The 18,457-nt window shown below is 64.6% G+C and carries 13 protein-coding genes; 11 read left to right on the top strand and 2 right to left on the bottom strand.

Annotated features, from left to right (window positions below; all coding sequences use genetic code 11):
* Positions 1-637: 637 nt before the first annotated feature.
* The 3 genes from AC1DCZ_RS04165 to AC1DCZ_RS04155 all read left to right on the top strand — a co-directional run bounded on the left by AC1DCZ_RS04165 (position 638) and on the right by AC1DCZ_RS04155 (position 5,276).
* A complete protein-coding gene (locus AC1DCZ_RS04165; RefSeq protein ID WP_476973497.1) occupies positions 638-2,419 on the top strand; it encodes an ABC transporter family substrate-binding protein in 1,782 nt (593 codons plus the stop codon).
* 179 nt (positions 2,420-2,598) lie between these two features.
* Positions 2,599-4,140 (top strand): ABC transporter permease, encoded by a 1,542-nt coding sequence (locus tag AC1DCZ_RS04160; protein ID WP_476973496.1) that lies wholly within the window; start codon positions 2,599-2,601, stop codon positions 4,138-4,140.
* A complete protein-coding gene (locus AC1DCZ_RS04155; RefSeq protein WP_476973495.1) occupies positions 4,137-5,276 on the top strand; it encodes an ABC transporter permease in 1,140 nt (379 codons plus the stop codon). Before AC1DCZ_RS04160 ends, AC1DCZ_RS04155 begins: the two co-directional genes overlap by 4 nt.
* Positions 5,277-5,300: 24 nt before the next feature.
* Here AC1DCZ_RS04155 and AC1DCZ_RS04150 read toward each other — a convergent pair whose 3' ends face one another.
* Entirely contained in the window at positions 5,301-5,930 is a 630-nt protein-coding gene (locus AC1DCZ_RS04150) for a PH domain-containing protein (protein ID WP_476894159.1), read from the bottom strand.
* 79 nt (positions 5,931-6,009) lie between these two features.
* On the opposite strand from AC1DCZ_RS04150, the gene AC1DCZ_RS04145 reads away from it, so the two are divergent.
* The 5 genes from AC1DCZ_RS04145 (at position 6,010) to AC1DCZ_RS04125 (ending at position 13,602) form a co-directional block, all read left to right on the top strand.
* Complete coding sequence (locus AC1DCZ_RS04145; protein WP_476973494.1) at positions 6,010-7,836, top strand: ABC transporter ATP-binding protein; 1,827 nt, start codon at positions 6,010-6,012, stop codon at positions 7,834-7,836.
* Between the two features lie 252 nt (positions 7,837-8,088).
* Positions 8,089-9,732: a peptide ABC transporter substrate-binding protein gene (locus AC1DCZ_RS04140; RefSeq protein WP_476973493.1), complete on the top strand. Its 1,644-nt coding sequence runs from the start codon at positions 8,089-8,091 to the stop codon at positions 9,730-9,732.
* Between the two features lie 216 nt (positions 9,733-9,948).
* Positions 9,949-10,878 carry an ABC transporter permease gene (locus AC1DCZ_RS04135; protein ID WP_476894162.1) on the top strand — a complete coding sequence of 310 codons (930 nt, stop codon included), beginning with the start codon at positions 9,949-9,951 and terminating at the stop codon, positions 10,876-10,878.
* On the top strand, positions 10,868-11,875 hold the full coding sequence (locus tag AC1DCZ_RS04130) for an ABC transporter permease (protein WP_476973492.1): 1,008 nt from the start codon (positions 10,868-10,870) through the stop codon (positions 11,873-11,875). Before AC1DCZ_RS04135 ends, AC1DCZ_RS04130 begins: the two co-directional genes overlap by 11 nt.
* Positions 11,876-11,886: 11 nt before the next feature.
* Complete coding sequence (locus AC1DCZ_RS04125; protein ID WP_476973491.1) at positions 11,887-13,602, top strand: ABC transporter ATP-binding protein; 1,716 nt, start codon at positions 11,887-11,889, stop codon at positions 13,600-13,602.
* A 100-nt stretch (positions 13,603-13,702) separates the two neighbouring features.
* On the opposite strand, the gene AC1DCZ_RS04120 is transcribed toward AC1DCZ_RS04125, so the two are convergent.
* Positions 13,703-14,581 (bottom strand): SGNH/GDSL hydrolase family protein, encoded by an 879-nt coding sequence (locus AC1DCZ_RS04120; protein WP_476973490.1) that lies wholly within the window; start codon positions 14,579-14,581, stop codon positions 13,703-13,705.
* A 270-nt stretch (positions 14,582-14,851) separates the two neighbouring features.
* Between AC1DCZ_RS04120 and typA the strand changes: the two genes are divergently transcribed.
* The 3 genes from typA (at position 14,852) to AC1DCZ_RS04105 (ending at position 18,254) form a co-directional block, all read left to right on the top strand.
* Entirely contained in the window at positions 14,852-16,780 is a 1,929-nt protein-coding gene (gene typA / locus AC1DCZ_RS04115) for a translational GTPase TypA (protein WP_476973489.1), read from the top strand.
* Positions 16,781-16,806: 26 nt separating this feature from the next.
* Positions 16,807-17,184, top strand: coding sequence for a hypothetical protein (locus tag AC1DCZ_RS04110; RefSeq protein WP_476973488.1), 378 nt, complete (start codon positions 16,807-16,809; stop codon positions 17,182-17,184).
* A gap of 260 nt (positions 17,185-17,444) precedes the next feature.
* Entirely contained in the window at positions 17,445-18,254 is an 810-nt protein-coding gene (locus AC1DCZ_RS04105; protein WP_476973487.1) for a hypothetical protein, read from the top strand.
* Positions 18,255-18,457 lie beyond the last annotated feature (203 nt).

The raw sequence follows: 18,457 nt of genomic DNA, 5'->3' as shown, positions 1-18,457 counted from the left end.
GGCAGCCGTGTCGTCCTCGACATGCAGGTCAGAACATTCACCCGGGACCAGCGTCAGGCCATCGTTTCCCATGCAGAAGAACTCAGATCAAGGTTGCCCGATGGGCGCTGGGCTGGGTGCGACACGACTATCCGCGCAGCCCCCAACGCGCCGCATCACCGTTTGGGCCGCGAACCATGGCAGCCCGGGCGTTTTGCATCGCCGTGCGCGACCCCGTCCCCAAAGTGTCCGTTGCGGGCTCCCAAATGGACGCTGCCGGCTTCGCCCTCTAAGCGCTCATGCGTAGATTCCCGCTACAACGTGTGCTACGAAGCGATTTCTCGGTCATCCGCCAAGTAATGGACGATTAACTCGACAAGCCCCGATTCTTGAATCGGGGCTTCTCTGTGTGCGGCGCCCTTATCGTTTCGATCGCTGGCCGTCAATGATTCTGTGGAATTTAGGCTGGAGTGAGCTCTCAAATGTTGCAGCTCGGTAACGAACTTTACAGGCGGTCAACTTTCGTCCCCGACTGCGGCATTTCGGGTTTACGCTTCATGCCATGTGAGACGGGCCACACTGCCGCTGGGGGAGTGTGGACGTCTGTCTGGCGCCAACGGTGCCGGTCTCATCCACACCACAGAAACAAGGAGGCGGAATGCGCTTGGGTCGTATTTCCAAAGCAGTGGGCGTGGCAGCAGTAGCTGCCATCGCCCTCAGCGCCTGCGCGGGCAGCAGCGGCGGGACATCCCCGGCCACTGCGGCAGCAGCAAGCAAGCAAGGCGGATCGGCAACGGTAGTTGAGGTCAATGCATTCAATACGTTCAACCCCAATACGGCCGACGGCAATACTGATATCAACTCCAAGATCAGTTATGCGACTCACTCCGGCTTTTACTACATCGACAACAAGTTGAACGTTGTGCACAACGATAAGTTCGGCAAAATGGAGAAGACCTCCGACGATCCGCTGACGGTCAAGTACACCATCAACGACGGCGTGAAGTGGTCAGACGGCACGCCCGTGACCACGGCGGACCTCCTGCTGCAGTGGGCCGCCTTCTCCGGCTACTACGACGATGCCGATCCGGCGGCCAAGACGGGAACCTCCTACTTCTCCTACGCCGGCGACACAACGGGCCTGGCCCTAACCGACTTCCCGGAGCTCAGCGCCGATGGCAAGTCCATGACCCTGAAGTACTCGAAGCCTTTCGCTGACTGGGAAATCGCACTCGGCGGCCCCGGCATCGACGTCCCGGCGCACATCCTGGCCAAGAAGGCGGGCCTGGCGGATACGAAGGCATTCGTCGACCTCCTCAAGAGCATGCCCCGCGGCGATGCCAAGGCTCCCAAGCCGGCTGACGCCAAGATGCGGGCCATGGCGGATCTGTGGAACACCGGCTTTGACACCAAGACGCTTCCGGCCGACCCGAGCCTGTACCTCTCCAACGGCCCGTTCATCGTCAAGAGCGTGAACCAGGACCAGTCCCTGACCATGGTCAAGAACAAGGACTACAACTGGGGCCCGGCAGCCAACCTGGACGAGATCACCGTGCGCTACATCGGTGACTCCGCCGCCCAGGTGCAGGCGCTGAAGAACGGTGAGGCCGACATCATCGCGCCGCAGGCATCCGCCGACACCGTCGATCAGCTCAAGGCACTGTCGAGCCAGGGCGTCACGGTCGACCAGGGCGCGCAACTGGCATACGACCACATCGACCTGAACTACAGCGGCCCGCTGGCCGACAAGAACGTACGCCAGGCGTTCATGAAGACGGTTCCGCGCCAGGATATCGTCGACAAGATCGTGAAGAAGATGGATCCGAACGCGAAGCCGCTCGACTCCCAGATCTTCGTCCCGGCCCAGGCTGCCTACGCGGACTCCGTCAAGAACAACGGATCCTCGGACTACCAGGCCGTGGACATCGACGGTGCCAAGAAGCTCCTGAACGGTGCCACCCCCGAGGTGCGCATCATGTACAACAAGGACAACCCCAACCGCGTTGACGCGTACTCGCTGATCCGCGAATCCGCCACGAAGGCCGGCTTCAAGATCGTCGACGGCGGCCTGGGCAAGTCTGACTGGGGCAAGGCGCTCGGCAAGGGCGGCTACGACGCCACCATCTTCGGCTGGACCAACCCGGGGGTCGGCGTGTCCGGTGTCCCGCAGATCTTCAAGTCGAATAACGATTCCAACTTCAACAAGTTCAGCGACCCCGAGGCCGACAAGCTGATGGACCAGCTGATTGTCACTACCGACCACAGCAAGCAGGACGACCTCACCAAGCAGATCGACAAGAAGATCTGGGACTCCGGCTACGGTCTTCCGCTCTTCCAGTCGGTCGGTGTCGACGCGTACAGCGACCGCCTCACCGGCGTGAAGTACATGCCGAACCAGACCGGTGTCTGGTGGAACTTCTGGGAGTGGGCACAGAAGTAGGCCGACGACCGCAAGCGACACCCGCCAGCTGAGGCGCCGGGACCCAAGCACCACGGTCCCGGCGCCTTCTGGCGGAACTTCAGCCGACGCGGCACGGCGCCGCGTGATCCGCGGCACCCGGCCCAACACTGCGACCGGCCCGGGCACGACCCGGGCCCGAATCCCGAGGTTCAATTTCCATGGTGACCTACATTGTCCGGCGGCTCATCACCGCTGCACTCATTCTTCTTGGCGCCTCCTACCTGGTGTATCTCCTGACAGCGGCGTCCGGGGACCCCCTTGAGGAATACCGCGCCAGCAGCGCACCCAACAGGCAGGCGCTGATGGACGCCAGGACCGAGCTGCTGCAGCTCGACACCCCGGCCCCGCTGCGCTACTTCAAATGGCTGGGCGGAGCGGCACAATGCCTCGTTCCCTTCGCCAATTCCTGCGATCTCGGCAAGAACATTGCCGGCCAGCCCATCACCGACGCCCTGGGCCACGCACTGATCCAGACCCTCACGCTGGTCACGGGCGCGACGGTCCTCGCCATCCTGGTCGGCATCACCCTCGGGATCGTGACGGCCCTGCGCCAGTACAGCACGCTGGATTACGGCGTGACCTTCATGGCGTTCCTCTTCTTCTCGCTGCCCATCTTCTGGGTCGCCGTCCTCCTCAAGGAGTTCGGCGCCATCGGATTCAACAACTTCCTCAGGGATCCCGACATCCCCTTCCCGACAGCGCTGGCGATCGGTGCCGCCCTCGGTGTGGTGGCCGCCGTCGCGGCCGGCGGGGAGCTCAAGCGCAGGGTACTTACCGGCGGCGTGGTCTTCGCGTTCGTCGCCGCCGTGCTCGTCTACTTCTCTGCCACAGGCTGGTTCAAGGCCCCCGGGCTGGGCCCGGTAGTCATCGCCATCGCCGGTGTGGGCATTGCCTTCGCCGTTACCCTGCTCTCAGCCGGGCTGAAGAACCGGAAGGCACTTCAGTCCGCCTTGATCGCTGTCGGTGTGGGCCTGGTCCTGTACTTCGTCCTCCAGCCGCTGCTGAACGAAGCCACGTTCCTCATGATCGTGCTGCTGGCCGTGGCCGCTGTCCTCGTCGGCATGGGCATCGGCTTCCTGATGGGAGGGTACGACCGCGGGCAGTCTATGCGGGCGGCCGCGCTGACGTCGTTCCTGGTGGGGTTCCTGATCATGCTGGACCGTTACATGCAGGCATGGCCGACCTACTTCAACAACAGCCGTGTCCGCGGCCGCCCGATCGCCACGATCGGCGCCAGCACCCCGAACATCGAAGGCGATTACTGGGTCCTGAGTCTCGACTCGTTCACGCACCTGATCCTGCCCACGATGGCCCTGATCCTCATTTCGCTGGCCGGGTACACCCGTTTCACGCGCGCTTCCATGCTGGAAATCATGAACATGGACTACATCCGGACCGCCCGTGCCAAAGGCCTTTCCGAGCGCACCGTCGTGATGCGCCACGCCTTCCGTAATGCCTTGATCCCCATCGCCACCATCGTGGCGTTCGACATCGGCGGCCTGATCGGCGGCGCGGTCATCACGGAGTCGGTCTTCTCCGTCCGGGGGATGGGTTTCCTGTTCCTCGACGGGATCCAGCACATCGACCCCAACCCGGTCATGGGCGTCTTCGTCTGTGTGGCCATCACGGCCATGGGTTTCAACCTCATTGCGGACCTCGCGTACTCCGCACTTGATCCACGCGTAAGGGTAAAAGCATGAGCCAGCCAAGCCAGCAGGATGAAATCATGGCCGAAGAGGCCAGCCTGGGGCGGTCGGATGCCGCAGGAATCGAACCGGTCCTGGAGGCCAAGGGCCTCAGCCAGGGGCAGATCGTCCGGAAGCGGTTCCTCGGCCACACGGGTGCCATTATCGGCCTCGTCGTCTTCGCCATCATCTTCCTCATGGCCTTCACCTCGGTGGGCTACGCCGGCATCCCCGGCTGGTGGAAGTACAGCCATGAGGACGTCGCACCCCTGCTCAACGACGGCGTACCCACAGCATCGCTCTGGCTGCCGGCCTGGGGCGAACACCCGTTCGGCCAGGACCGGATCGGGCGCGACCTCTTTGCCATGACGATGCGCGGCGCCCAGCAGTCGATCACCATCATGGTCGTGATCGGCGTCATTGCCGGGCTTGTCGGAGTGGTGGTCGGTGCCCTGTCCGGCTATTTCCGCGGCTGGATGGAAGCCGTGCTGATGCGCATCACGGACGTCATCATCATTGTTCCCGCACTGCTTCTGGCGGCCGTGATGGCGCAATTGGCGGGCCGGCGCGATCAGGGCAGCTGGTTTGCCTCATTTGCCAGTAACAATGGCGTGCTCGCCATCGGAATCTTCCTGGGCCTGATCAGCTGGGTCGGGCTTGCACGCCTCATGCGCGGAGAGTTCCTCACCCTGCGTGAGCGCGAATTCGTGGACGCGGCCCGGATCTCGGGGGCCAGCAACGCGCGGATCATCTTCAAGCACATCCTGCCCAACGCGGTCGGCGTGCTGATCGTGAACGTTACGCTGACCATGTCCGCGGCCATTCTCACCGAAACTGCGCTGAGCTACCTCGGTGTCGGCGTCAAAGCTCCGGACACCTCGCTCGGCCTGCTCATCTCGCAGAACCAGGCCGCATTCGCCACGCGCCCGTGGCTCTTCTGGTTCCCGGGCCTGTTCATCGTGCTGATCTGCCTCAGCATCAACTTCATCGGCGACGGCCTCCGGGATGCTTTCGATCCGCGCCAGAAGAAGTTCAACGCCAAGAAGGCAGAGGGCGCCGGGAAAGCTGACCACACCGTGCTGCCTTCGTTCGCAAAGACACCCGTCTCCGCGTTTGACGGACCTGCTGTCGATGGAACCAAGGGCGAATAGATGCCGGCCCCGCGCAGGCTTGCCTTAGGCGGCTGTGACAGCCACGTAGCTGGCCGCCAGAAGAAGTACGACGGCGCCCGCCGCCACCCAGCGGAAGGTCACCTTGACCGCTGTGGTGGCGGCGTCGCCGGCGGCGAGCTCACCGCTTTCGACCAGTGCATGCCACCGGGCCCTCACCAGCATGGCTGCCTGGCCGGAATCGGTGGTCTTCAGGTCCCCGGGACGGACGGACTTCCCCGGACCGTACGTGGTTGCCGGCAGCCCCTGAAGGTCTTCGGCGCGGGCGTTGCGGCCACCCCAGATGCCGGGAGCGGGCGCGGCCCAGGAGACGTAGCTCTTGTGCGCCGTGACCAGCGTGAGCGCGAACCGGGTATCAACATGCACCAGCGCAGCCCATGGCACCACGATGGACCGGAACGGGTTCTCCAGCGTGACGCCGTCCTCGTGCACCACGACGGCCGGCATCCAGAAGAGCAGCCAGCCGAGAAAAGCGACGAGCACCAGCGGAGCCGCGCCAGCGAGTGCGCCTGGGCCTGCCATCACAACCGTCACCACGATGCCGAAGGCGGCCACCGCCCAGGACAGCCACGCGAACCATTTATTCGTTCGTGCTTTAAAGATTTCAACGTTCCCGGCATGCGGCGAAGAGCTCATGCCCCCAATAATTCAGTATTCCGAGCCGCAGCACTAATCCCCGGTGCTTCGACGGCTCGGGTGGAAGGAAAGCCCCATCATGACTGACTTCGTCACGCTCGATCCGCCGGCGGCAACCGAACCCGGCAAAGGTGAAACCGTCCTGGAGGTCCGTGACCTTAGCGTCGACTTCGGTGTGGACAAGAAATGGGTCCCGGCCGCGATCGGCCTCAATTACGAGGTGCGCGCGGGCGAGGTGCTCGCGATAGTGGGGGAGTCCGGGTCCGGCAAGAGCGCCAGTTCGATGGCGCTCCTGGGCCTGCTGCCCAGCAACAGCCGTGTGAGCGGCAGCGTCAAGCTCGCGGGCCGGGAACTGCTGGGGGCCAATGAGGCAAATATCCGGGCGGTCCGCGGCAAGGACGTGGCCGTGATCTTCCAGGAGCCCATGACTGCCCTGAACCCCGTCTACACCGTGGGTGCGCAGATTGTCGAGACGATCCGCCTCCACAATGAAGTCTCCCCCGACGAAGCACGGCTGCGTGCCCTGCACATGCTGGAGCTCGTGGAACTGCCGGATCCCGAGAAGGCGTTCCGGTCCTATCCCCACCAGCTCTCCGGCGGACAGCGCCAGCGCGCCATGATCGCGCAGTCACTTTCCTGCGACCCCAAGCTGTTGATAGCGGATGAGCCGACCACGGCTCTCGACGTGACCGTGCAGGCGGAGATCCTGGATCTCATGCGCAACCTCAGGAACAAGCTGGACAGCGCGATTGTGCTGATCACCCATGACATGGGCGTCGTGGCCGACCTTGCCGACAGGATTGCCGTCATGCGCAAGGGCCTGATCGTGGAGACCGGCACGGCCGCGCAGATCTTCCACAACCCGCAGCACGAATACACCCAGGCGCTCCTGGCCGCCGTTCCCCACCTCGGCCAGGGCACCGGTTCCGCCGACGGCGTCGATGTGACGGCCGCCCTCGCCGCGGCCACGAACGTCGAAATCCTCGCGATCCCGGCCGAGGAGCTGCTGCGGCGCGAGCGCGAGAACGCTGCGGCCCTTGCCTCGGCCGAAGCCACCCGGCCCAAGGGCGAGCCCGTGCTCGAGCTCTCGGACGTCGCCATCGAATACCCCAAACAGGGCCGGGTGCCGGCCTTCCGCGCCGTGGAGGGAGCCAACCTGGTGATCTATCCGGGACAGGTTGTCGGTCTGGTGGGGGAGTCCGGCTCCGGAAAGACCACCATCGGGAGGGCTGCCGTCGGGCTCCTGCCCGTGGCAGCCGGAACCATGAAGGTGGTCGGCCAGGACATTTCCGCCGCCAAGAGGAACGGCCGGCAGCTCCATGACATGCGCCGGCACGTCGGCATGGTCTTCCAGGATCCGTCGTCGTCGCTGAACCCCAGGCTCCCGATCGGCGAGAGCATCGGCGAACCGATGTTCCTCGCCGGAGTGGCCAAGGGCGCCGATCTGCAGAAGCGGATCGAGGCACTCCTGGACCAGGTCGAGCTCCCGCGGGATTACCGCAACCGGTACCCCCACGAGCTCTCCGGCGGGCAGAAGCAGCGCGTGGGCATTGCCCGCGCCCTCTCGCTCAAGCCGAAACTGATGGTCGCGGACGAGCCCACCTCGGCCCTGGACGTGTCCGTGCAGGCCAAGGTGCTCGATCTTTTCCAGAACCTGCAGAAGGAACTCGGGTTCGCCTGCCTCTTTGTCACACATGACCTTGCCGTCGTGGATGTGCTCGCGGACCGGATCTGCGTGATGCAGCGCGGCCGGATCGTCGAGCAGGGCACCCGGGAGCAGATCCTGCGGAACCCGCAGGAACCCTACACGCAGCGGCTCCTGGCCGCCGTTCCACTGCCGGATCCGGACAAGCAGCGGGAGCGCCGCGAGCTGCGCGCGCAGCTGCTGGCAGCAGGGGCCAGTTAACTGCGAGTAACCGGAATCGCCGTCGGGGCGAATACTACCAGTCCGTCTCGTGTGACTTGAAATACATTGCGGTTGACGCCAGCGGTCACATTATTGTCGGGTCACGGTTTGGCAACAGAGTTCCATCATTCGGACATTTTGGCGCTAGGCTACTTCCATATGTAGGCCACGTCACAGGGGATACCCCTGTGCCTGCCTGCGGGGAAGCATAAGTTTTTCCCTGACGAACTCCCACAACTCATAGGAGGCGGAATGCGTTTTTCGCGCACTTCCAAAGCACTGGGCATGGTGGCTATCGCCGCCCTCGCCCTGACCGGCTGCGGTGCCGGTGGCGGCACCGCAAGCGGTAGCGGCAGCACCGGTGGCGACACCAGCAAAGTAATCATTGCCGACGGTTCGGAGCCCCAGCGCCCCCTGATGCCGGCCGACACCAACGAAGTCGGCGGCGGCAAAGTCATTCAGATGATGTTCGCGGGGCTGGTCAGCTACGACCCCAGCGGCAAGGCAGTCAACGAACTTGCAGACTCCATTGAGGGCAAGGACGGCCAGCACTTCACCATCAAGATCAAGAAAGACCAGAAGTTTACCAACGGAGAGGCCATCACGGCCAAGACCTTCGTTGACTCCTGGAACTTCGGAGCAGCGGCCAAGAATGCGCAGCTCAGCGGCAGCTTCTTCGAAAGCATCAAGGGCTACGACGAAGCAAGCGCGGAAGGCTCGACCGTCGACACCATGTCCGGCCTGAAGGTCGTTGACGACCAGACGTTCACCGTAGAGCTGAAGCAGCCGGAATCCGACTGGCCGCTGCGACTGGGCTACACCGCCTTCGTACCGGTGCCCGCGGCCGCGCTCAAGGACCCGAAGGCGTACGGCGAAAAGCCGGTCGGCAACGGCCCGTACAAGATGGCCGACGGCGGCTGGCAGCACAACGTGCAGATCCAGCTCGTCCCGAACCCGGACTACAACGGCCCCCGCAAGCCCAAGAACGCCGGCGTGACGTTCAAGATGTACCAGAACGACGACGCTGCGTACCAGGACCTGCTGTCCAACAACCTGGACATCCTGCAGACCATCCCCACCAGCGCGCTGAAGAACTACCAGTCTGACCTCGGCGACCGCACCATCAACAAGCCGTACGCCGGCAACCAGACCATCGCCATCCCGGAATACCTGCCGGAGTGGAGTGGTGACGCGGGCAAGCTGCGCCGCCAGGCCATCTCGATGGCGATCAACCGCGACGAGATCACCAAGGTGATCTTTAACGGCGCCCGCCAGCCGGCCAAGGATTTCACGGCGCCCGTGCTTGACGGCTACAGCGACTCGATCCCCGGATCCGATAACCTGAAGTTCGATGCCGCGAAAGCCAAGGACGCGTGGGCCAAGGCCGACGCTATCCAGAAGTGGGATCCGAACGAGACGTTCACCATTGCCTACAACGCCGACAAGGGCGGACACAAGGCATGGGTCGAAGCTGTTGTAAACCAGCTCAAGAACACCCTTGGCATCAAGGTTGAAGGCAAGCCGTACGCGACCTTCAAGGAAGCACGCAACGACGCAACCGCCAAGACCCTGACCGGTGCAATCCGTGCAGGCTGGCAGGCTGACTACCCGTCGCTGTACAACTTCCTCGGCCCGATCTACAAGACCGGTGCCGGCTCCAACGACGCCAAGTACGCCAACCCGGCGTTCGACAAGGCAGTCACCGACGGCCTGAATGCCCCGTCCGTCGCCGACGGCAACAAGGCCATGAACAAGGCCCAGGAGATCCTCCTCCAGGACCTTCCGGCCATCCCCTTGTGGTACCAGGTTGCCCAGGGCGGCTGGAGCGACAAGGTCACCAACGTTGACTACGGCTGGGACGGCGTTCCGCTGTACTACAACATCTCCGGCAAGTAATCACAGGACGACGGCGGGGGCTGCCCAGACTGGGGCCTCCGCCGTCGTCGTGTTTCCCCCTCATTTCCTGATGGCCCGGCCCCACGGGTGTTCTTCGCAGTCCGCACGCCGTGAGTGAACCGGCGCCGGCCTGCACCCAAAGTGAAAAGGTTCTTTGATGAACAACTCCACCGCATCCCTGGACAGGATGCCTGCTCACGGGGGTGTGACTCGCTGATGGCGACATACATCCTCAAGCGTTTCCTGCAACTGATTCCCGTATTCCTCGGCGCAACGCTGCTGGTGTACTTCCTGGTGTTCAGCCTTCCCGGCGACCCCATCGTGGCTCTCTTCGGCGACAAGCCCGTCAACGAGGCCGTCGCGGCCAAGCTCAGGGTCCAGTACCACCTGGACCAGCCGTTCTGGATGCAGTACCTGCTCTACCTCAAGAGCATCTTCACCTTCGACCTCGGCCAGGACTTCTCCGGACGCCCCATCGCCGCGGTGCTCGGCGAGGTCTTCCCCGTTACTGCGCGTCTGGCCGTCATGGCCCTGATCTTCGAAGGTGTCTTCGGCATCGTCTTCGGCCTCATCGCGGGCCTGCGCAAGGGCAAGTTCTTTGACGCCACGGTCCTGGTCGCCTCGCTGATCGTCATCGGCATCCCGATCTTCGTGCTCGGGTTCCTGCTGCAGTTCACCATCGGCGTCAAGCTGGGGTGGGCCAAGCCAACCGTGAGCTCGGCCGCGACCATCCAGGACCTGATCCTGCCGGCGATCGTGCTCGGCCTTGCCTCGTTCGCCTACGTCCTGCGCCTCACCCGCACGTCCGTCATTGAAAACATGAACGCCGATTACGTGCGCACCGCAACCGCCAAAGGCCTGTCCCGTTTCCGGGTTGTCCGGGTGCACATCCTGCGCAACTCGCTGATCCCCGTCATCACCTTCCTGGGTGCAGACCTCGGGAGCCTCATGGGCGGGGCAATCGTGACCGAAGGCATCTTCAACGTTCCGGGTGTGGGCAACCGGCTCTACCGCGCCGTACTGTCCGGGGAAGGCCCCACCGTGGTCTCGATCGTGACCGTGCTGGTGCTGATCTACTGCCTCTCCAACCTGCTCGTTGACCTGCTCTACGCCTGGCTTGACCCGAGGATCCGCTATGACTCCTGAGAACACAACCTCTGAGAACACCACGTCAAGGCACGCCGCTCCCGTGCGTGCGCCCCGCCATATTGAACACTTTGTTGCAGATACGGCGGAAACGCCGCTTCAGGCGACGGACCGGGTCAAGGAAGAAAACGCGCCGCTGAGTCTTTGGGGCGAAGCCTGGAAGAACCTGCGCAAGCAGCCGCTGTTCCTCATCTCGGCGTTCCTGATCCTCGTCGTCGTCGCTGTCTCGCTTTTCCCGGGCCTCTTCTCCTCGATCGACCCGACATCCGAGGCCTGCCAGCTGGGCAACTCCGACGGCGGTCCTGCCGCCGGCCACCCCCTGGGCTTCACCCAGCAGGGCTGCGACGTGTACGCACGCGTCGTCTTCGGCACCCGTTCCTCGGTCACTGTGGGCCTGTTCACCACGATCGGTGTCCTGCTGATCGGCGGCATCATGGGTGCCCTCGCCGGCTACTACGGCGGCTGGGTCGACTCCATCCTGGCGCGCATCAATGACATCTTCTTCGCGCTACCGCTGATTCTGGGCGCCATCGTCCTCATGCAGCTGCCGATGTTCCGCGCCAACCGCACGGCGTGGACCCTCGTGCTCATCCTGATCACGTTCGGCTGGCCGCAGATCGCCCGCATCACCCGCGGCGCGGTGATCGAAGTCCGCAACGCTGACTTCGTCACGGCGGCGCGATCCCTCGGAGTATCGAAGTTCGGCGCGCTCATGCGGCACGTCATGCCGAACTCGCTGGCTCCGATCATCGTGGTGGCCACCATCTCCCTGGGCACGTTCATCGTCGCCGAATCCACGCTGTCGTTCCTGGGCATCGGTCTCCCGCCGAGCGTCATGTCGTGGGGCAATGACATCCAGGCGGCGCAGGCTTCGCTCCGGTCGAACCCGATGCCGCTGCTGTACCCGGCCATCGCGTTGTCCATCACCGTCCTGAGCTTCATCATGCTGGGCGATGCCCTTCGCGATGCTCTCGATCCCAAAGCGCGCAAGCGATGAAAGGGGACGCTATGAACGCCTCTGTCGAAATCCACGAAGTGGGCACCGCGGCGCAGCGCCCGCTGCTTGAAATCAAGGACCTGGCGATCAGCTTCGCCACCAGCAACGGCGAGGTCAATGCCGTGCGCAATGCCCACCTCACCGTGATGCCGGGCGAGACCGTCGCCATCGTGGGCGAGTCGGGGTCCGGCAAGTCGACGACGGCACTGGCCGCCATCGGCCTGCTCCCGGGCAACGGGCGGGTCGCGGCCGGGCAGATCCTGTTCGACGGCGAGGACATCTCCCACGCCAGCGAGAAGCGGATGATCGAACTGCGCGGAAACAGCATCGGAATGGTCCCGCAGGACCCGATGTCCAACCTGAACCCGGTCTGGAAGATCGGCTACCAGGTCCGGGAGACGCTGAAGGCCAACGGGCTCCCCAGCGGCCCCGACGACGTCGCGAAGGTCCTGTCCGAAGCCGGCCTGCCGGACGCCGCACGGCGTGCCAAGCAGTATCCGCATGAGTTCTCCGGCGGCATGCGCCAGCGCGCGCTCATCGCGATCGGCCTGTCCTGCCAGCCGCGGCTGCTGATTGCCGATGAGCCGACGTCCGCGCTCGACGTGACAGTACAGCGCCAGATCCTGGATCACCTGGAAAAGATGACCACGGAGCTGGGCACCGCCGTCCTGCTGATCACCCACGACCTCGGGCTCGCCGCCGAGCGCGCCGACAAGGTCGTGGTCATGTACCGCGGGCAGGTCGTCGAATCCGGGCCGTCGCTGGAACTGCTGCAGAACCCGCAGCACCCCTACACGCAGCGTCTGGTGACCTCGGCACCGTCGCTGGCCTCCCGGCGCATCCAGGCCGCCAAGGAGCTCGGTGTGGAGACCGAGGACCTGCTCGCCCCCAGCGAGGACGTCGTGGTTGAGACGTCCATGCCCGAAGAAGTCCTGCAGATCGAGAACCTCAAAAAGGTCTTCAAGCTGCGTTCGGGCTTTGGCAAGTCGACGGACTTCACCGCCGTCGACGACGTCTCCTTCAGCGTCAAGCGGGGGACCACGACGGCGATTGTGGGCGAGTCGGGTTCGGGCAAGTCCACCGTGGCGCAGATGGTCCTGAACCTCCTGAAGCCGACATCCGGCAAGATCATCTTCGACGGCGTGGACACGTCCACGCTCAACAGCCGGGAGATCTTCGCCTTCCGGCGCCGTGTGCAGCCGATCTTCCAGGACCCCTACGGTTCCCTTGACCCGATGTACAACATCTTCAGGACCATCGAGGAACCGCTCCGGACCCACAAGATCGGGGACAAGGCCAGCCGCGAAAAGAAGGTCCGCGAACTGCTGGACCAGGTGGCGCTGCCGCAGTCCACGATGCAGCGGTACCCCAACGAGCTCTCCGGCGGCCAGCGCCAGCGCGTGGCCATCGCGCGTGCCCTCGCGCTCGACCCCGAAGTGATCATCTGCGACGAGGCCGTCTCGGCGCTGGACGTCCTGGTGCAGGCGCAGGTGCTGAACCTCCTTGCCGACCTGCAGTCCAGGCTGGGCCTGACCTACCTGTTCATCACCCACGACCTCGCGGTGGTCCGGCAGATCGCCGACCACGTGTGCGTCATGGAGAAGGGCAAGCTGGTCGAGACCGGGTCCACGGACGACGTGTTCGATTCGCCGCAGCAGGACTACACCAAGGCGTTGCTCAATGCCATCCCGGGTGCCAGCCTCATGCTGCCCCCGGAAGTCGCCTGAGCAGGGCAGCCCCGCAACGGCAGGCTGACTGACAACACAGGAGCCGGTGTCCGCCCCCAGGGGCAGGCGCCGGCTCCCGTCTTGTGCTGGCCGGTCAGGATCAGCGGGACGCGTCGGAGGTCTCTGCCGCCGCGAGACCCATGACCCGCAGCTGCTGGCCGAGGATCGCCCCAAGGGCCTTGTGGCCCTGCTGGTTCAAGTGCACGCCGTCCGCCATGGAGTTCGTCAGCTCATACTTGGTGAGCCAGTCACCGGCACCCACGAACGGAAGGCCGTGCTTCTGCGCAACCGTGCCGAGAAGGGTGTCCACCTGCGTGCGGCGGCCGCCGCCGTAGTTGGCGCCGCGGGCCAGCGTCCCGATCATTGCCAGCTTGGCGGCAGGGTAACGCTGCTGGATGCTGGCGATGAGGCGCTCGGCATTGGCCACGATCTGCGCGTCCGTGGCACCGCGTGTGGCATCGTTGCCGCCGCCTTCGAGCACCACGAGGGGCGGAGTGCCGTAGGGCAGCTTCCAGTCCCCGCGCTGCAGGGCGTCGATGTAGTTGCCGGTCTTCCCGTTCGAAGCCACGTAGCCGGTGCCGCCCAGGCCGCAGAAATAGACGTCGTAGCCGACGGCGGCGAGGCCCTGGCGGGGCCAGCCGAAGGACGGCTCCGACTGGGAGTCGCCGATCAGCACGGCCGTGCGTCGGATGTTTTCGACAACGACCTCATCGCGGCCGTTGGCGGGGTTCCGGTAGACGGAACCCGGCGGAAGGCCGGCAGGATTCGCTCCGGTGTCGAGCTGCGTTTTGGCCGCACCGGCGGCGAGGGGCATGCCGGAAGCACCCGCCGGTATGCGCGGGGCCGTGGCCGAGGGCCCGGCGGAGGAAGATCCGGCGTCGGGTGCCGGTGGTGTGGATGCCTGTCCGCAGCCGCACAGAACGACGCCTACGGCGATCATCGGGGCGACGAAGCGGGACAGAGCCGATGCGTTGCGCATTGATGTCTCCGGGCTGGCTTGCTGCTGTCACAGCAATCATGGGGCACGGGCACAGGAAAATCCAGTGACTTTACTCACAACAAATCTACAGGATCCGCGCGCTGTCGTCTGCGGCCGGATGCCCCGGCGTTCGCATTTTAGGCCAATAAATGGCCTAGCCCTTAGACTGGTATCAGGTGCCCTGTGTCGAAAGGGCGTACCCGTCGTGCGTTCCGGTTGGAAATGTCGCGATACAACAGCTGACTTCACCACTGAATCGAGCAATAACGCATGTCTGAAACCACCACCAACACCGCGGTAGCAACTGCATCGCGCAGTGACCTGCGCAACGTCGCGATCGTGGCCCACGTTGACCACGGCAAGACCACTCTGGTCGACGCCATGCTCAAGCAGACCAACTCCTTTGCAGCACACAACCACCTCGAAGACCGCGTCATGGACTCCGGCGACCTCGAGCGCGAAAAGGGCATCACCATCCTGGCCAAGAACACCACGGTGGCCTACAACGGACCGTCCTCCAAGGGCGAGACCATCACCATCAACGTCATTGACACCCCCGGCCACGCCGACTTCGGTGGTGAGGTCGAGCGCGGCCTGTCGATGGTCGACGGCGTCGTCCTCCTCGTGGACGCCTCTGAGGGGCCGCTGCCCCAGACCCGCTTCGTTCTTCGTAAGGCCCTCGCCGCGCACCTTCCGGTGATCCTCCTGGTCAACAAGACCGACCGTCCCGACGCCCGGATCGAAGAAGTTGTCCACGAGTCCATGGACCTGCTCCTGGGCCTGGCCTCCGACCTCGCCGACGAAGTTCCGGACCTGGACCTGGATAAGATCCTCAACGTCCCGGTCGTCTACGCCGCCGCCAAGGTTGGCCGGGCGTCCCTCGAGAAGCCGGCCGACGGTTCGGCTCCCGACAACGAGGACCTCGAGCCGCTGTTCCAGGCCATCATCGAGCACATCCCGGCCCCGACCTACAACCCGGACGGCGTCCTCCAGGCCCACGTCACCAACCTGGACGCCTCCCCGTTCCTCGGGCGCCTGGCGCTGCTGCGCATTTACAACGGCACCCTGCGCAAGGGCCAGACTGTTGCCTGGGCCCGCGCCAACGGTGAATTGAAGAACGTCAAGATCACCGAACTGCTGGCCACCAAGGCCCTGGACCGCGTCCCGACCGAGTCGGCGGGCCCCGGCGAGATCGTTGCCGTCGCCGGCATCGAGGAAATCACCATCGGTGAGACCCTGACCGACGTCGACAACCCGCAGCCGCTGCCGCTGATCACCGTCGACGATCCGGCAATCTCCATGACCATCGGTATCAACACCTCGCCGCTGGCCGGCCGGGTCAAGGGCGCCAAGGTCACGGCCCGCCAGGTCAAGGACCGCCTGGACAAGGAACTGATCGGTAACGTCTCCATCAAGGTGCTCCCGACCGAGCGCCCGGACGCCTGGGAAGTCCAGGGACGTGGCGAGCTCGCGCTGGCCATCCTGGTCGAGCAGATGCGCCGTGAAGGCTTCGAGCTGACCGTCGGCAAGCCGCAGGTTGTCACCAAGACGGTCGACGGCAAGGTCCACGAGCCGATGGAGCACATGACCATCGACGTGCCGGAAGAATACCTCGGCGCCGTCACCCAGCTCATGGCAGCCCGCAAGGGCCGCATGACCAACATGGCCAACCACGGCACCGGCTGGTGCCGCATGGAGTTCATCGTTCCGGCCCGTGGCCTGATCGGTTTCCGCACCAAGTTCCTCACGGACACCCGCGGCGCCGGCATCGCAGCTTCCATCTCCGAGGGCTACGAGCCCTGGGCCGGCCCGATCGAGTACCGCACCAACGGTTCGATGATCGCCGACCGCGCCGGTGTCGTGACCCCGTTTGCCATGATCAACCTGCAGGAACGCGGCTCCTTCTTCGTTCGCCCCACCTCCGAGGTCTACGAAGGCCAGATCGTCGGCGAGAACTCCCGCGCGGATGACATGGACGTCAACATCACCAAGGAAAAGAAGCTCACCAACATGCGTGCCGCTTCCTCCGACACCTTCGAGAACCTGACGCCGCCGCGCGACCTGACCCTCGAAGAGTCGCTCGAATTCGCCCGCGAAGACGAGTGCGTCGAGGTTACCCCGGAATCCATCCGTATCCGGAAGCTCATCCTGGACGTCAACCAGCGCGCCAAGTCCAACCGGGCCCGCGCCAAGGTTTAATACCGGACCGTTACGGATACCACCCCGTGAAGAAGAGAGCTGCCGGTACGGCAGGCGGCATTGCCGCCGCCGTGCCGGCAGCTCTTCTTGTCTCCGTTGCCGGCACCGCCCTGCACCGGCAGGATGTCCAACTGGCTGGCGCAGGATTCCCCTGGGGCGCGGCCGCCGCGCTGATTCTGCTGGGTTCCGTGGAACTTTGGCTGGGTTCCGCGTTCCGTTCGGTAATCCCGACGGCGGTCTGCGGCGCCGGGTGCTACGCGCTGACCGGCTGGTGGTCCACGCTGGAGACCGGCAAGCGGCTCATCATCGGGGACCTGCCCGGGAATCTGTGGGTCTTCGGCATCGCGGTCGTCACGGTGGCCATGCTCGCCTGGTGCCGGCGCTACAGGCCTCCGCAGGACTGACGGGTTCCCCGCGTCCGTCCCCCCGCCCTGCCCGCGGGACATGCTCATTCTTCGTCCCCGACCCCGTGGGACATGCTCAATCTTCGGCCCCGCCCGAGGGCATGATGGCATCCTGTCCATTCCTGGGCCCGGCCAGTGGACATGTCCATTAGGGGCCGTTGGACATGCTCCCCGCGTGTCCGGCGCAAGGGACATGCACTTATCCACATAGCGTGGGCCGGCCCTGTGCGTCCCGCAGCCTCCGGCGGCACGATGGCGGCATGATCAACATCGTGGAAGTACTGACAAGATACGACGGCGTCGCCCGCGCCAAACACTTGGCCGCGGCGGGTGTCTCCGACTACCAACTCAAGGCCGCCATGGCCAACAACGCCGTCGCCCGGGTGGCGTGGGGCGTCTACGCCCTGCCGGGCGCCGACCCGCGACTCATCGCCATCCGGTCTCTCCCGGCCGAGCCCGCATGCGTCACCGCAGCGCAACTCCGCGGGCTCTGGGTCCTCGAAGCACCGGGTCAGCCGCATATCGCCATCACCCACAGCCGCAGCTACCCCGGATTCGTCTGCCACAGATCTTCTGTGCCACCGACCCTCATGGACACTGTCGTCCAGAGTCTGCGGTGCCTGCCGGAGCCCGACGGCCTGGTCGTCGCCGAGTCCGCTGTCGTGCTCAAGGGCCTTCCGCTCAGAGGGCTGCGCCAGCGGCTGGATGGCAGGAATGACGCCCGGGAACGCCGGATAATGGCCGCGATCGTCCCCCAGTCGCAATCCATCATCGAGTGCCTCGCCAGGTTCCTCCTGCGGCGGGCCGGCTTCCACGTTGAATCGCAGGTCAACATTCCCGGAATGGGACACCTGGACCTGATGGTCGACGGAAGACTCGGCATCGAAACGGACGGGGCGTCGTTCCACATGGACCGGACCAGCTTCGAAGAAGACCGACGGCGGTGGAACGTCACCACGCGCTTGGGAATTCCGACGCTCATCGTCAGCTATGCGCTGCTCAAGAACCACCCGCAGGAATTCATCGCCATGGTTCGAGACGCCTTGGGCAAGCTCCCCGCTGCTGCCTAGCACTGGACATGCCCCGCAGCAGATACACCCACAACTGGACATGTCCACCGCTTGCGGTCACGAATGGACATTGACGCGGCATGTCCGGTGCCGGTCCCGGCTGGAGGGCATGTCCATTGGTGCGGGGGCGTTGCCGGTCACCGTGGGAGGACATGTCCATCGTGTGCGGCCACGAATGGACATTGACGCGGCATGTCCGGTGC

It is taken from the genome of Arthrobacter sp. 10N418 (assembly GCF_056394725.1).
The sequence above is the reverse complement of the archived record's forward strand: the minus strand, read 5'-3'. Positions and strand labels throughout refer to the sequence as shown.